Source organism: Xenorhabdus sp. BG5 (assembly GCF_015163665.1).
Classification (GTDB): domain Bacteria; phylum Pseudomonadota; class Gammaproteobacteria; order Enterobacterales; family Enterobacteriaceae; genus Xenorhabdus.
On record NZ_JADEUG010000002.1, the window covers coordinates 144,212 to 160,094 of the forward strand.

At 38.8% G+C, this 15,883-nt stretch carries 14 protein-coding genes, 1 pseudogene and 1 riboswitch; of the genes and pseudogenes, 8 read left to right on the top strand and 7 right to left on the bottom strand.

The window, feature by feature from the left end:
- Positions 1-864: 864 nt before the first annotated feature.
- Together IQ209_RS18185 and IQ209_RS02670 are read left to right on the top strand one after the other, a co-directional pair.
- Positions 865-1,032 (top strand): annotated as a pseudogene (locus IQ209_RS18185) (NADP-dependent isocitrate dehydrogenase); the annotation flags it as partial.
- Positions 1,033-1,160: 128 nt separating this feature from the next.
- Positions 1,161-1,544, top strand: a complete 384-nt coding sequence (locus tag IQ209_RS02670; RefSeq protein WP_193848738.1) for a hypothetical protein — start codon at positions 1,161-1,163, stop codon at positions 1,542-1,544.
- A gap of 167 nt (positions 1,545-1,711) precedes the next feature.
- On the opposite strand, the gene IQ209_RS02675 is transcribed toward IQ209_RS02670, so the two are convergent.
- Together IQ209_RS02675 and IQ209_RS02680 are read right to left on the bottom strand one after the other, a co-directional pair.
- The gene (locus tag IQ209_RS02675) at positions 1,712-2,083 is read right to left on the bottom strand and encodes a hypothetical protein (protein WP_193848740.1); all 372 of its coding nucleotides are present in this window, start codon (positions 2,081-2,083) and stop codon (positions 1,712-1,714) included.
- A gap of 132 nt (positions 2,084-2,215) precedes the next feature.
- On the bottom strand, positions 2,216-2,677 hold the full coding sequence (locus IQ209_RS02680) for a PliI family lysozyme inhibitor of I-type lysozyme (protein WP_228005672.1): 462 nt from the start codon (positions 2,675-2,677) through the stop codon (positions 2,216-2,218).
- 1,465 nt (positions 2,678-4,142) lie between these two features.
- On the opposite strand from IQ209_RS02680, the gene IQ209_RS02685 reads away from it, so the two are divergent.
- Entirely contained in the window at positions 4,143-5,597 is a 1,455-nt protein-coding gene (locus IQ209_RS02685; protein ID WP_193848744.1) for a sodium:alanine symporter family protein, read from the top strand.
- Between the two features lie 205 nt (positions 5,598-5,802).
- Positions 5,803-6,633 (top strand): N-acetylmuramoyl-L-alanine amidase, encoded by an 831-nt coding sequence (locus IQ209_RS02690; protein ID WP_193848836.1) that lies wholly within the window; start codon positions 5,803-5,805, stop codon positions 6,631-6,633.
- 112 nt (positions 6,634-6,745) lie between these two features.
- Here the strand turns inward: IQ209_RS02690 and IQ209_RS02695 are convergent, their stop codons facing one another.
- On the bottom strand, positions 6,746-7,132 hold the full coding sequence (locus IQ209_RS02695; protein ID WP_099118784.1) for a helix-turn-helix domain-containing protein: 387 nt from the start codon (positions 7,130-7,132) through the stop codon (positions 6,746-6,748).
- A gap of 185 nt (positions 7,133-7,317) precedes the next feature.
- On the opposite strand from IQ209_RS02695, the gene IQ209_RS18690 reads away from it, so the two are divergent.
- The 4 genes from IQ209_RS18690 to thiD all read left to right on the top strand — a co-directional run bounded on the left by IQ209_RS18690 (position 7,318) and on the right by thiD (position 11,209).
- Positions 7,318-7,473 (top strand): PhoP/PhoQ regulator MgrB, encoded by a 156-nt coding sequence (locus tag IQ209_RS18690; RefSeq protein ID WP_193848746.1) that lies wholly within the window; start codon positions 7,318-7,320, stop codon positions 7,471-7,473.
- A gap of 309 nt (positions 7,474-7,782) precedes the next feature.
- Positions 7,783-9,147, top strand: a complete 1,365-nt coding sequence (locus tag IQ209_RS02705) for an amino acid permease (protein WP_193848748.1) — start codon at positions 7,783-7,785, stop codon at positions 9,145-9,147.
- A gap of 794 nt (positions 9,148-9,941) precedes the next feature.
- Complete coding sequence (cspC, locus tag IQ209_RS02710) at positions 9,942-10,151, top strand: cold shock-like protein CspC (RefSeq protein WP_193848750.1); 210 nt, start codon at positions 9,942-9,944, stop codon at positions 10,149-10,151.
- A gap of 124 nt (positions 10,152-10,275) precedes the next feature.
- Positions 10,276-10,368, top strand: a riboswitch (TPP riboswitch).
- 43 nt (positions 10,369-10,411) lie between these two features.
- Positions 10,412-11,209 carry a bifunctional hydroxymethylpyrimidine kinase/phosphomethylpyrimidine kinase gene (thiD, locus tag IQ209_RS02715; RefSeq protein WP_228005674.1) on the top strand — a complete coding sequence of 266 codons (798 nt, stop codon included), beginning with the start codon at positions 10,412-10,414 and terminating at the stop codon, positions 11,207-11,209.
- 56 nt (positions 11,210-11,265) lie between these two features.
- Here thiD and fbaB read toward each other — a convergent pair whose 3' ends face one another.
- From fbaB to IQ209_RS02735, 4 genes are all read right to left on the bottom strand, one after another.
- Positions 11,266-12,315, bottom strand: coding sequence for a class I fructose-bisphosphate aldolase (gene fbaB, locus IQ209_RS02720; RefSeq protein ID WP_193848752.1), 1,050 nt, complete (start codon positions 12,313-12,315; stop codon positions 11,266-11,268).
- 716 nt (positions 12,316-13,031) lie between these two features.
- Positions 13,032-14,393, bottom strand: coding sequence for a tRNA 5-hydroxyuridine modification protein YegQ (gene yegQ / locus IQ209_RS02725; protein ID WP_193848754.1), 1,362 nt, complete (start codon positions 14,391-14,393; stop codon positions 13,032-13,034).
- A gap of 176 nt (positions 14,394-14,569) precedes the next feature.
- On the bottom strand, positions 14,570-14,914 hold the full coding sequence (locus IQ209_RS02730) for a YegP family protein (protein ID WP_193848756.1): 345 nt from the start codon (positions 14,912-14,914) through the stop codon (positions 14,570-14,572).
- Positions 14,915-15,145: 231 nt separating this feature from the next.
- Entirely contained in the window at positions 15,146-15,718 is a 573-nt protein-coding gene (locus tag IQ209_RS02735; RefSeq protein ID WP_193848758.1) for an aminoglycoside N(3)-acetyltransferase, read from the bottom strand.
- Positions 15,719-15,883: the final 165 nt, after the last annotated feature.

The following is a 15,883-nucleotide window of genomic DNA, read 5'->3' on the forward strand; positions in this document are numbered from 1 at the left end:
ATCTACGGCTTAGAAGAAAGTAAATCATAAAATATCACTCTGAAATATAAAGATTTATCCTTGCTCGCACCGCGTTTTGTGTCGTTCATTGCCTTTCGATGGCTGTCCCAAATGCGTCCCACTTAATTTGGCAGTATCCAGCCTGTGCAATACCCAACAAGCAAAAAATGGCGTAACAGTTAATTTACTACATTGATAGAACTGTGTAGCTGTACCTGTTGGGATGAGTTTGGCTCTGGAAGAGGTAAGGGGCTACCCTGATTTGATCTTGGCATGTGTGGGAGAAGTGGCAGGAGTATTTACAGTAAGGGTAGAGTTAACTCCTACTAAATCCTGCACTAGCTCGTGTATACTTCCCATCGAACTCACTGGAGAACAGTCAATAATGGATAAGTACGATTACGGTAGCATTGAACATTTTCTAATTGAGAAATCGGAAATAATAAGGTAACCCCTCTCCCCCAACTCCGTTGATGGGGTCGTTAAGTAAGACATCAAATTTGACTGTTTGAATAGAATATGAATAGATGCCTACAGCCCAAATAATGTAGATTTTGTGGAATTACGCAATGGGCTGATTCGGTAACCGACTACTGAACGCGTTGAAATTCAACAAATCATCAGTTCAATAAATGTGCAAAATATGAGTTTGGAGGGATATGAAAGTGTATGAGGGAAATGTATACAGATGCCGGAAGATTCAGTGTGGAATTTGAGGCAGGAGATTTGAAAAATAGTGGTTATCAAAACTACAATAACATATTGTAAAATCATGTGGTTATGTGTATTCAGCTTGCGCCATTTCCCGCTTTTAAATTGGAATAAAATCATTTAAATTCAATTGAATATGCATGTTTTGGCTATATATTGCTGCGCCACATGGGATGATTCGAGGCTGCTGATTTAATCGTTAAAGGTGTTGAAGGCTTAATCGCCGCTAAAACTGTCACCTACGATTTTTAACGCCTGATGGAAGGCGCTAACTTTCTGAAATATAGCGAGTTCTGCGATGCGATTATCTCTCATATGTAATTAATTGCTTAACCGAATAGATAACAATGGCTTAATGGTTCCCGTTAGTTTTTTACTATTAAACAATGAAGGGGACAATGCAACGATAGGCTATACTGATTTATAAATCATTTGATCATGGTGTGCTTATGTGGAATAGCCATCCCCAAAGAGGAAATATGCAGTTATTAGCGAATTTCTTATCGCCAATAGATGCTCACATTGTCTTGGGTAGAATGTTATCAGAAGATATTTATACAGTAGTGATAGATGAAGACATTGTATGGAATAACTATATGTATTCCCAGGCATTTGGTGGTGTTAAACTGCTTGTCCACCATACTGATATAGAACGCGCAAAAGTGATACTTGCTGAAATTGAGGATAATAAGTTTTTGTTAGATAAAGCAGTGTCTAATCAAGGTAATGAGAAAAAATTATCGTTTAGATATTATTTTTTTGAATCAATGAATACTTTTTTAGTACTTTTATTGTTTTTAATATTTGGTATAGCATTGCCATTAAGAAGCTGAAATTAAATCCCTTTAGGATGATTTAATTTAAATAAATTCAAACCCGATAAAGGATAATCAGTCGATGCTGTTTTTTTTCACAGTTATGTTTCTATCCAGCTCGGTTCCATTGACAACAAGGCCAATGAAAACAGAGCGACAACATAAGTGAGTCGCTCTACAGGAGCCTATTTTGTACTGTTAGATAAAGCCTGTTTTGTTTGTACCTTACATACTTCAACGGATTTATCCAATGATTCGTCAAAATGACGAGTGCTTGGGAAGGCCTGTTTATTTTTTCTGACTTCTGTGACAGTTTGCTTGATAGATGTAATAAATTCATCCTTGTTGCTATGGATCTCTTTAAGATCAAATCCCTTGCTAATTAATTCATTGAACGCCTTTTGCGCTATCGTGTCAGGTGAGTCATGGGTTTTAAATGCTTCTACAGAGGCTTTCCCGAACAAGTTACAGTAAGTTTTTGCGGTTTTATCTGCATTAGCATGTGCGGCATATGAGAAGAATGGGGTAAGGAAAATTGGCAATAAAAGATGTTTCATAATTTCCTCTTGATCGACTATATCACGATAGTGGTGACAACTTTAACAAGAACGACAACATTAACAATAGTACATAATTCGACGTTTGTGCCGAATCTCAGCGGATAGCAATGTTAAGTGAGGAGATGATTATTACGGTTTTTGCGCTATGCATTTTCCTCTTTTACATGTTGCACGGAGTGGCTTGATAGGATCATTGCTTCCGTTTATATAGATACGGGTGAGAAGTTTGACATTTTTCTTGGTAATTTTGAGTGCATCGACTTCAAGATAATTTCCAGAACCTGCTGTAAGTTTGGAAACAATGAGTTCTTTGGCGCCATCACCATCAATATCGGCAAATTTGATCCTCGGAGTGCCGTTATCTTCAAATACCGAGCCGTCACGTTCAAAGACACCTCCAGTTTCAAAGTCTATGAGATCTTTATCCTTAAAAATGGCAATGGAATAGCTGCCAATTGATGCATTTTCCAGATCACCTTCGGACAGGATGGCAAATCGTTTGTCTGGTAATTTAATCAATTTCCCCTCTCTTGCACTAGCAGGTATTGGTAACATTAGAGTAATTAGAGTAGAAATAACAATAGCTTTCATTATGTTACTTATGCGCATAAGCAATGCTCCGTCGTCTACTGTCTTGTTTTAACAAATGTATGGGGGTGATTTATATCGTAGCACGAATTTGGGAAGACCATATTCCTAAAGGAAAGGACAGCTTGATACCTATTTAGTATTGAGTATATATACCAATCCAATTTCAAGATGCGTGTTATATTTCCCCGCGCTGTGGGGAAATATAAGGCCTCGCCTCGTCTTGCGGATTGCAACTTGAAGTTTATTGAGTATAGATATTGAGAATATAATGTTAAATTCCAAAAATGAAATATTAGATTATCTTATTATTTTATATTTAAGAGAAAATGCGTCCTTTATGACAGAGAGTCAAATAATATTTTGTAACACAGGCTGTTTTTGTTGTGATGACTGAATTTTATTCAGATAAGTGGTTATGGTGTTAGCATCAACGGGAGTGATGGCTCCCGTTTTTTATTAACTTCAACATATATTAGGCTCTACGTGCTATTTTTTTCTATTTTTCCCACAATCTTATTGTATTCTTTCCAAACAACAGATACTGGTGAGTTCAAACAGCAGATAGAGATTGAACCACCTGTTGCAGGATGATATTCATACTTTGATTTTCCTCTGTAAACTCTCTTGGGCAGTATGTTGTCTGCGGGATTCTTTCTTTTTCGCTCTAACATCAATTATAACCTCACTTGCAGATTATCTGATGGCCAGATAGTGGATTATTAACATATTACTAACCTGTTATTGTTGTTTCCTATTGTAAAAATAACAACTGAAAATTTTAATATGCAATGATGGCTTTTTCCAACTATCACAGTATTAAAATTTAATAATCTCATTTTAAGTGAAATATTACTACATGTTTCCGTAAATATTAGAAATTTCAAGATTAAATTTTGTAATTACCCCAATTTTTTTAATGAATTTGGTTATTGCTACATTAGTGATATGGCAGTGCGTGATTATCTAAATTTGTTCTATGCATTTTGTTTGGCATGACATCAATAACTTCCAATTAACATATACTCTATATGTTATGGGCATTGGAATAGATATTAGATTGACGCTGTTTTTGATAGGTTGTATTTTAGTTGCCAACTGGTTTCGGATTTTGAGTCAAATTGTTAATTTATTTATGTTTCTTGCTTATATATAGGAAGAAAATTAATGCGCATTTTTTGCGCTAAAAATGTAATTAGGTGGCTTGAAATAAGAAATGAAGCGTTTATGGATATCAAGATAAATGTTCAATAACGCTAAAGTAAATGTAAAAATTTCATTAAAAGTTACCCATTGAAATAAATATTGTGTTACATTCTTTCCGCTTTAATGGCTTGTATCTCTGTGTTTTTCGTATACAGAATTATGTTACTTGTTAAGTATAAAAGGAATTAAGCACAATAAAATTTCGCCGAATATACGGCACTATGGTCAGCTAATGTTTGCTAATTAGTAAGGGGAAAATATCTTGACGGATCTGATTAACTTCATTAACAACATTCTTTGGGACTATGTACTGATATACCTTCTCCTTGGGGTTGGTCTTTACTTCACACTGCGTTTCGGTTTTATACAACTTCGCCACTTTGGCCACATGTTTTCAGTTCTGAAAAATAGTAACAAGTCAGATAATTCTGGCATTTCATCTTTTCAGGCCTTATGTACCAGCCTTGCCGCTCGTGTAGGCACTGGTAACTTAGCCGGGGTTGCTATTGCAATTACTGCCGGTGGACCAGGAGCTGTTTTCTGGATGTGGGTAGTGGCATTTATTGGTATGGCGACTGCCTTTGTGGAAAGCACGCTTGCCCAGTTGTACAAGACGAAAGACGATCAAGGAAATTATCGCGGTGGCCCAGCTTACTACATGGAAAAAGGGCTGAAGAAGCGATGGATGGGAATTCTGTTTTCATTCTTCCTTATTATCGCATTTGGTCTTGTATTTAATGCCGTTCAGGCAAACTCAATTGCGGAAGCGGCTGCCTTTGCCTTTAATATCAAGCCAGTTTATGTCGGTATCATATTAGTCATTATCAGTGGCATCATTATTTTCGGCGGGTTGCGTTCTATCGCTCGTGTAGCGGAAATTGTTGTACCGTTTATGGCGATTGCTTATTTTATCCTGGCAATTTGGGTTGTTGGCCACAATATTGAACGTATCCCAGCGGTATTTGCACTGGTTATCAAGAGTGCCTTTGGCATTCAGGAAGCGATAGCGGGAACATTAGGCTACAGCATTTCCCAGGCAATGCTTCAGGGAGTTCAACGCGGATTATTCTCAAATGAAGCAGGGATGGGATCTGCGCCAAATGCGGCGGCATCAGCTTCTCCATATCCACCACATCCAGCCTCTCAGGGATATGTGCAGATGTTGGGGGTATTTATGGATACCATCGTTATCTGTAGTGCGACGGCTATGATTATCCTCTCTTCCGGTGTTCTTAACGAGAACGTTACTGCGATCAGTGGGATTGAATTGACTCAGCGAGCATTGTCATCCGCTGTTGGACATTGGGGAACGATGTTCGTTGCGATTGCTATTTTCTTCTTTGCCTTCACGTCGATTATTGCCAATTACGCTTATGCTGAAAGCAACATGATATTCCTGGAGCGTAACCACACTGCTGGCTTATTTATTCTGCGGTTGGCTGCGTTGGGTATGGTGATGTTTGGTACATTGGCGGACGTGCCTCTGGTTTGGAATATGGCTAATCTATCAATGGCGTGTATGGCTATTGTTAACTTGATTGCCATATTGATGTTGTCAGGTATCGCGATGAAACTGGCGAAAGATTATAACCAGCAGAGAAAATCAGGCAAATTACCGACATTTAATATTAATAGCTACCCAGAGATCCAACAGCAAGTTGAAAAAGGTATTTGGGATAATGATGCTCCGCATAACAGCGAGAAGAGTCATTGCTGATACTGAAATGTCTATAGGATATCAGTAACAAAAGATGGCTCGTATCAAGTAACTTTATTAGCCGGCTATTCGTTCGTTCCGCGAATAGCTGGCTTTTATTTGTTCTTAAAAACATGCGGATAAGAACATCACATCTTTTTTGTTTCAATCTAATATATACTCATCACAATGTTATCTTTTTCTGCAAAATAGCTGACCGATCATGATAAAACGATTAATAATATGCATCTTTATCACGTTGTTGATTGGTTGTTCTTATTCCCCTAAGCGAGAAAGTAGAAATGGTTATATTGTTGACTATTCCTATCCTTATTCGACCAAGCAAGATATTGACTCAATTAGATTTCTTGTCCTTCACTATACTGTGTTAGATGATAAAAGCTCTTTACGAGAATTAACGGGAGGTCGGGTTAGTACTCATTACCTTATTCCTTCGCAACCAAGGTATAAGGATAAAGAGCCGATTATTTTTCAAGTGGTTTCCGAAAAAGAAAGAGCATGGCATGCGGGAAAGAGTGAGTGGAATGGATACCAAAGCTTGAACCGCTATTCTATTGGTATTGAAATTGTTAATTGCGGATTTAAACAAGAGTTTATTAAAAAAGAATGGTGTTTATATCACCCATCACAAATTGATGCAGTGATCAGATTGGCAAAAGATATTATGCGCCGGCATAAGATCCTGGCTGTGAATGTTGTGGGTCATAGCGATATCGCACCACTGAGAAAAGAAGACCCTGGACCTGTTTTTCCGTGGCGCAAACTTTATGAACAGGGAATTGGTGCTTGGCCCGATCACGCAACGGTGAAGAAATATTTGGCGGGTAGGGCACCGAATATGCCGGTGTCAGTAGTATCAGTTCAGAAAGCACTGGCCCTTTATGGTTATAGTATCCCTCAAACGGGAGTTTTGGATAGCGCCACTTATAAAACTATTCAAGCATTTCAGATGCATTTTCGCCCGTCAGACATTCGCGGCATTCCCGATGCAGAAACGGAAGCGATAGCTTTGGCATTGGTCGAAAAATATCAATAACGATTTATGCTTAATATATAGAAACAGAATGATGCTTTTCGGAAAGAGAAAGTGGATATAAGTAAGTTGCGACATGGCGGCCATGATGAATGGCCGCTAACGATACCAGGTTTTATGATTCGCAGTTGTAAGTTAAATGTAGTGGAAGCTTAACTTCAAGTTCAATATCTGTACTTTGGCGAAAATCGTAAGGTGTAATGCCGTACTCTTTACGGAACATATAGGTGAAATGGGATTGGGAGCCAAACCCGAAATCCAGGGCAATATCAAAAATAGGCAAGGAACTATTTTTCAACAGATAAACAGCGCCCGCCAGGCGTCGTTGACGGATGTACTTCCCAAGAGATATGCCGGTAACTTCCTTGAATATTTTCTGCATGTGCCAAAGTGAATAGCCAGAATAAGCAGCAAGCTCTTCAAGATGAATGACACGGCCAAGATGGTTTTCTATCCATTTACTCAGTGCGCATACAAGTGCTAAGTGGTTATCTTGTGCCATTACAATTTTAAATTGGTTGAAGGTTGGGGAAGTATACACAACTTCTTTTCAAGATGACAAAACCCATCATTAATGGGGGGGACAGTGATTAGATAAAAAACTTTAATACACTATTATCACTCTATCATATGATAACTCACTATAATATTTTATTATAAAGTTAACTACAATGAAATAATCCTAAGGTGACCTCATTGAATACTAAAAAAATCCTTTTAACTCTGTGCTTGATATTGATATGTTTGTTTTTGTATTTGTTAGCGTTGGACGTACATTGTGAGCAAGGTAATGATGTGTTCGAATTAGGTGTTTGTTCCATCACCCGATACTTACCTTTTTGACATTTAATCAACCATTATTCTGCCTGCATGTGTGTTAACATGCATCTACAGTATTCATTCTTTGTAAATGGTGTTTTAATATCCACTTTATACGAAATAACAAACTCAATATTGTGTTAAATTAGTACATAACTCAATCACATATAATATGTTGAAGGAATTATGTTGAGGAAATTTGAACTCGGCAGATTTTGCGCAATTTGAGAAGAGTAGGAGAATTTCTGGCTCTATTCAGATACAAAGATTCAAAACAACAAATAAAACAACTTCTAATGAGACGAGTTCTAAGCATCGTAAAAAGAGGATTAGATGGCAGAACAACAAGAACAACAATCTACGCTTAAGCGTGGTTTAAAGAACAGGCATATTCAGCTTATTGCTCTCGGCGGTGCAGTAGGAACGGGGTTATTTTTAGGTATTGCGCAAACCATTAAAATGGCAGGGCCGTCAGTGCTTCTTGGGTATGGGCTTGGCGGGTTTATCGCATTTTTAATTATGCGCCAACTGGGCGAAATGGTTGTTGAAGAGCCAGTCGCAGGGTCATTTAGCCACTTTGCTTATAAATATTGGGGAAATTTTGCCGGTTTTCTATCAGGCTGGAATTACTGGGCAATGTTTATTTTGGTTGGAATGGCGGAATTAACGGCTGTTGGTATGTATATTCAGTATTGGTGGCCGGAAGTTCCAACATGGGTTTCTGCTGCAATATTCTTTGTGCTGATTAATCTCGTCAATCTAATTAATGTTCGGCTATATGGTGAAACCGAATTTTGGTTCTCTATCATTAAAGTCAGTGCTATCGTCGGGATGATTATCTTTGGGAGTTATTTGCTGATTAGCGGTAATGGTGGCCCACAGGCAAGTATCACCAACTTGTGGCAGCAGGGCGGCTTCATGCCAAATGGGCTTTCTGGCTTGATTATGGCGTTGGCTGTGATCATGTTTTCATTTGGTGGGCTGGAAATGGTAGGTATTACCGCAGCAGAAGCAGAAAATCCTGAGAAAAATATCCCAAAAGCCACTAACCAGGTTGTTTATCGCATCTTGCTGTTCTATATCGGTTCATTGGCTATCCTGCTATCGTTGTATCCGTGGGAAAAGGTGGTAGAAGGCGGTAGTCCATTCGTTTTGATTTTCCATGATCTGGATAACTTCTGGGTAGCGAATATGCTGAATGTGGTGGTACTAACGGCGGCGTTGTCTGTTTATAACAGTGGCGTGTATTGTAATAGCCGGATGTTGTATGGTTTGGCTAAACAAGGTAATGCGCCTTATGCACTCACAAAAGTTAACAAACGCAGTGTACCTGTCTTGTCTATTGGTTTATCAGCACTGGCAACATCAATTGGTGTATTGATTAACTATATTATGCCCGGTAAGGCATTTGAGTTGCTAATGGCATTAGTGGTAACAACTCTGGTCATTAACTGGATTATGATTTGTTGTGCTCATTTGAAATTCCGTTCAGCTAAAGATAAAGAAGGTGTCAAGACGAAATTTCGGGCACTCTGGTATCCATTTGGAAACTACCTGTGTTTAGTATTCCTGGCATTCATTCTCGTTATTATACTTACGATGCCACCAATTCGTATTTCAGTTATCTTGATGCCGTTTTGGATTGGTGTCTTATGGATTGGTTATTTGATTGTTCGCTCAAAGAAGGCCAAGAGCTAAGTAGATTAGTTGCCAATCCATGCCATGTTTTTTCAGTCGGGTATTATGCCCGGCTGATTGTTATTGTCAGTGCTAAATAATACATTACCGTTATTTTATGTCACTAAACGCCATTATCTGGTGAATTCCATTTTTAATAAAATATTATTTTTGTATTCTTCCCATAATTCATAATAAGAGTATTTATACTCTTTTTTTAGCAATGTAGTTTCATTTTAAACTCTAACAACTCCAGCAAAATGTACTTTATGAAATCAATACATCGTATGAAAATGATCATATGGATGAATAGTAAAAAATCATCCTACAAATATTATAATTTAATAATATTTAATAAATGATAAACAAAAAGTAAGCGGATTACATGTAAAACGACTATATTGTATGTTCAAAAATAACAAGTGAAATTAGCTATAATTTTTATCGTTATCCAAAATGGATTTTGCATAACGATAACACTCTGGTCTACACCCTAATAGATAGGGAAAACAGCATTATATATTAGTCTTATTAAAGATATTTCTTGGGGTGAATTTTTCTTTTTATGTTAATTCATGAAGTTATGTTAATTAAAAATTATTGAGTAATTTCAAATCGGAATGGATATTAAGAATTTTAAATGTGTGCGTTGGCTCGTGCACCTGAAAAAAATGGCTTGCGATTACATAAAGAGTATGTGATAAAACACATGGGTAGACGAAGTATTGTTCTGTTAATAAATAACAGCAACTAATACTGGTTTGTTTATTTTTATGCCAACAGGCTAATAAAGTGATTCAAAGGAAATTTTTGAAATGGCAAAAATCACTGGTACTGTGAAGTGGTTCAATGAGTCTAAAGGTTTTGGTTTTATTACTCCAACTGATGGTAGCAAAGATGTATTTGTACATTTTTCTGCAATTATGAAAGATGGATTTAAAACATTATCTGAAGGCCAACGAGTTGAGTTTGAAATTCAGGATGGTCCTAAAGGCCCTGCTGCTGCAAACGTCACAACTTTATAGTAACAAATTTAATTTGGCTGGTATCTAATTACTGTCTAAATCTATTTATCGTTAGTTTGGTTTTAATATCTGACGATAATCTATTGCAAATATCACTCTATTAGAGTACTAATAGGGTGATTTTTATTTTGACTCGGGGCGTTCTTTATTGAACTGAGAAGTACCCGTATTACCTGATCTGGATAATGCCAGCGTAGGGAAGTCATGGTATCACTTATTCCGATACCGCTTTTCTTTAGCTGGTGGTAGGAATCACCATAATGAGAATTAACTCACTAACTATCGCAGGAACCGATCCTAGCGGTGGTGCCGGCATTCAGGCCGATTTAAAAACCTTTTCCGCGCTTGGGGTTTACGGTACGACAGTTGTTACTGCCTTGGTTGCACAAAATACACTGGGCGTACAATCCGTTTATGAGCTCGATCCCCTTTTTGTTGCTGCTCAGTTAGAATCAGTACTTTCAGATATCAGGATAGACAGCGCCAAAATTGGTATGTTGTCGAATGCAGCCAATATCGCTGTAATAGCAGAGTCGTTGCATCGTTATCCTATTCCCTACATTGTATTGGATACTGTCATGGTGGCGAAAAGCGGTGACCCCTTGTTATCACCGGAGGCCATTACCGCAATGGTAGAGCAATTGCTGCCACTTGTTTCTCTGATCACCCCTAATTTGCCGGAAGCGGCAGCCATATTGAACTGTGATCTTGCTAATACTGAAGATGAAATGTTACAGCAGGGCAGAGCATTACGTTCAATGGGATGTCAGGCGGTTTTATTGAAAGGCGGACATTTGAATGATGAGGAAAGCCCAGATTGGCTTTTTACCCCGAAAGGGGAATGGCGTTTTACCGCACCCAGAATAAATACACGGCATACTCATGGAACGGGTTGTACTTTATCCGCGGCACTTGCTGCATTGCGTCCACGTTACTCTGATTGGCAAAATACGTTGCCGGTTGCCAAAACATATTTACAAAATGCGCTGACACAGGCGGATAGTTTGCAAGTTGGTCATGGCATTGGGCCAGTTCACCATTTTCATCAATGGTGGTGAATTTTTGAATAATGGGGATGCAGAGATCCCCATTTGAACGTACTGAATCTAATTGATTAAGCGATGGTAATTTTCTTATCGAGATAAACATCCTGTACGGAGTGGATTAACTCAACGCCCTCTTTCATCGATTTCTTGAACGCCTTGCGGCCAAGGATCAATCCTATCCCTCCGGCACGTTTATTGATAACGGCAGTGCGGACAGAATCACTTAAGTCATTGTTTCCAGAGGCACCACCTGAATTGATTAATCCAGCGCGTCCCATATAACAGTTAGCAATTTGATAACGAACCAGATCAATCGGATGTTCAGTGGTCAAATGACTATAGACGCGTTTATCCGTATGCCCGAATCCAATAGCAGTATAACCACCATTAGTTTCAGCCATTTTTTGTTTAACGATATCGGCACCAATCGTTGCAGCCAGGTGATTCGCCTGGCCGGTTAAATCGGCGCTGGTGTGGTAATCAACCCCATCTTTCTTGAAAGCGGAATTACGCAGATAAGCCCATAACACAGTGACCATGCCGAGTTCGTGAGCGCGTTCAAAGGCGGCTGAAATTTCTTCTATTTGGCGACGTGATTCGGGAGAACCATAATAGATTGTTGCACCTACCGCAACTGCCCCCATGTTAAATGCCTGTTCGACGCTGGCATACAAAGTTTGATCATATTGGGCGGGATAGGTCAAAGTTTCATTGTGATTCAGCTTCACCAGAAACGGGATCTTATGAGCATAACGGCGAGAAACAGACGCCAGAACACCGTAAGTTGAAGCAACACAATTACAGCCTGCCTCAATCGCCAGTTCAACGATATTTTTGGGATCAAAGTAGAGAGGATTGGTCGCGAAAGAAGCGCTGGCGGAATGTTCAACCCCCTGATCTACCGGCAAAATTGAGAGATAACCCGTCCCTGCCAGACGTCCATGATTCAATAAGGTTTGCATGGAGCGAAGAACAGGATTGGGGCGGTTATTTTCGAGCATGACTCTATCAACGAAATCTGTACCTGGAAGATAGAGATTTTCACGTGGAATGGTATTACATTGATGTTCCAATAAACTCTCTGCGTCTTTTCCTAACAACTTAACGATATCAGTCATGATTAACTCCAGTTTGCAAAAGGCGCTACTGATTGTTGTTTATATTTGAACTGATCACAAGGCAAGTGGAGAGGGAAGCAGCAGTGGATCGCTTCAGTTAATACAAATGTTGCTAAAATTTAACCATTTTATATGGCTATACGCATTAAACTTCAAGTTGCAATTTACAACACTATATGAGACGTGATTTCTCCCCCGCTTCGCGGGGAGAAATCACACACATCTTGAAGTTAGATTGGTACATAAAGTGAAATTATATTTATCTGGTGTGGTGATAAATATTGACGTTATTCAGAAATTGGATAATTTGGTTTATTTTTTCTCAAAATTTCCTTCATTAAACTGAATAAATCTTAACATTATTTATCAAAAGATAGTTTTTTTGATTATTATAAATACGGTTACTAATAAAAGACTAATAAATATCCAGTTAGGATATTGGGAAATATTAATTAATTTAATGATTATTAAAGATGGATGTTTTCCTTAATTCTTTGAATTTATTATGTTTTTATCTATTTGCGTAAAAGAAAAGGCCAGCCCAAGGGAGATTGAGCTAGCCAAGGAGGTGGTTCCTAGTCTTACAGTAAAACTTTTTTAGTTTTTTATTTTTCAGAACTGATAATACGAGAAATAAATTAGCATTGATGTGATCTATTTCTAAAAAAATAGATCAATTTCTTTAAAATCCTATTTTGAATTATTTCACTGGTCATTCATATTGGATGAGGTGCTCTGGTATTACCATCTTTTAAGTTTCGCACAAGCAAAGCATAATCCAGCTTAATTTCTTCAGGAATAGGAAGATAAACGAGATGCCCATCACCTGGCGCAATTTCCACGGTCTGGCCTTTTTTATTTGTCATGGATTCTAACGTGAAGTTAATATTGCCCGATGGCGTCATGAGTTCCAGATGATCCCCGACAAGAAATTTATTCTTCACAGCAACTTCTGCCAGTCCGTTGACTCGATTGCCAGTAAATTCACCGACGAATTGTTGAGTGTCTGATACGGAATAGCCGTATTCGTAAGTTTGGTAGGTATCATGAGTATGACGGCGCAGGAAACCTTCTGTGTAGCCACGGTGCGCCAAACCTTCTAATGTGGTCATCAATGTTGGATCGAAGGGTTTTCCAGCAGCAGCATCATCTATGGCACGGCGATATACTTGGGCGGTGCGGGCACAATAATAAAAAGATTTGGTACGGCCTTCGATTTTCAGTGAGTGAACCTCCATTTTGGTTAATCTTTCCACATGTTCAAGAGCACGTAAGTCTTTGGAGTTCATGATATAAGTACCATGTTCATCTTCAAACGCTGACATGTATTCGCCAGGACGCTTGGCTTCTTCTATCATGAAGACTTTATCCGTTGGTGCACCTTGGCCCAGTGTTGGTTCAATGTTCTTAACCGGAATAGGGTCATGCATATGGACAATATTGCCAACACTATCTTCCTTGCCTTCCTGCACATTGTACTCCCAGCGGCAGGCATTGGTGCAAGTGCCCTGATTAGGATCGCGCTTATTGATATAGCCCGATAACAGGCAACGGCCAGAATAAGCCATACAAAGTGCGCCATGCACAAAAACCTCAAGTTCCATATCAGGCACTTGCTGACGGATTTCAGCAATTTCTTCCAGCGAGAGTTCACGGGAAAGAATGACTCGCGTCAATCCCATCTGTTTCCAGAATTTGACCGTAGCCCAGTTAACCGCATTGGCTTGAACCGAAAGATGAATATCTATTTCAGGAAATGTCTCGCGCACCATCATAATTAAGCCCGGATCAGACATAATCAAAGCATCAGGTCCCATTTCTACGACGGGTTTTAAGTCACGAATAAACGTTTTCAGCTTTGCGTTATGTGGTGCGATATTGACAACGACATAAAAACGCTTACCTAATTCATGCGCCTCCTTAATGCCTTGGGCCAATGTCTCATGATTAAATTCATTATTACGGACACGCAAGCTATAGCGAGGCTGTCCGGCATAAATGGCATCTGCACCATAAGCGAATGCGTACCGCATGTTTTTCAACGAGCCGGCAGGAGAAAGTAATTCTGGAGTAAACATATTTTTTAACGTTCTCGGTCTGAGTTCAAGTCAGCCCTTACCCTGTCTTGATATCATTACCAAGGGTAAGGTTTAAGGGAGGGGGATTTTAACGCCTATTTTATCATTAGCACAAATATATTATGGAAAATAGAGAAAGCGCGCCGCGGATACGGCGCGAATCATTAATGTATCTGTTAATTTTGTTGAGTCAGGTCACGAATGCTTTCTGTTGGTCCGATTTTCATAACAGATTGCATAGATTTCTTCATGCTTACTTCATCGGTATGAGTTTCACTAATAGCAATAATTTGATGGTTTCGGGCTTTCAGGACAAAGTAAGCTTTGCCCGATTTGTTTTTTCTCACTTCATGGCGAGTTTTATCGGGAGAATTAACTTGCACAGAGTGAATGCCTTTATTGGCAGCCGCCTTGGTAGTATACATTTCACTGCTCAGAATAATGTCACCGTTTGCCGCCACCAGATTGAAATAAAATTGCCCGTTCTTTGCTTTCTTAAGATCATAATGCCCAGTAGCCATAAGAAATTCTCCTGATTGGGTAATTATCAGCTTAAGTTTAGCTTGAATTTTGTACAGACAAGAGATTTGATGAGAAAAATTTATCCACTGTCCCATTATTTTATAGAGCATGATGACTATTTTGTCTTGGTCGAACTGCTTCCAAATTAGCTGTTGCACGAATATATTACAGTCTTTCTCAGAGATAACGACACACAGTTGCAATATCACTCGATTAATGCAGCCTATTATTTAGGGCGTGTTGGGAATATTTGCCAAATGTTCAGCATGATGCAAAAGGCTCATGGTTTCATATGGAGCACCAATCATAAGAATTTTTCCCCGACGCTCTACCAATTTTGCAAATGGCGAATCATTACCATAGCCATAATCTAATGAATGATTCCTTACGAAATACTCAGCACTATTTCCAATAGCGACGACAGAAGCACCAGGGTTTTGGCTTCGAATAGCTCCTTTGGTTGTCCTAACACACTCAGCGAATACACCATGATCTTTGCTTGCTCGTGAAAATGATCGATCATATGGCATGATTTCAGATTTTAATTCTGATGGGATATAACCGTTTACATCCAAACTATCTTCATAATTTTGCTCCCAATTCGTATAACACAGTAATACTCCTTCAACTCCCAAGACGGTCAAAATAGCATGAATAAGATCATCTGCACCATTCAAACAATTACCTACAGATCGCATAGCAACATGAGCCATAACAGCATCACCTTGTTTTATGCCTATCCTCTGTAGCTGCTGGACAAGCATCGATTTTGTCCAATATTCATCTTCGCCCACTTTGATCATATATCTAACCTTATGTTGATTTTATTACCCTCACTCTTTGTTTAAGTTTGGTTTATTGCGTATTCTTCCATTTAAGGCTATCTTATTTATGTGTACTTAAAATCCTACTTATTTAGTACACCCTCATTTGCTTCTTATTTCGCTCTTCCCCTCCCTGGATTCAGG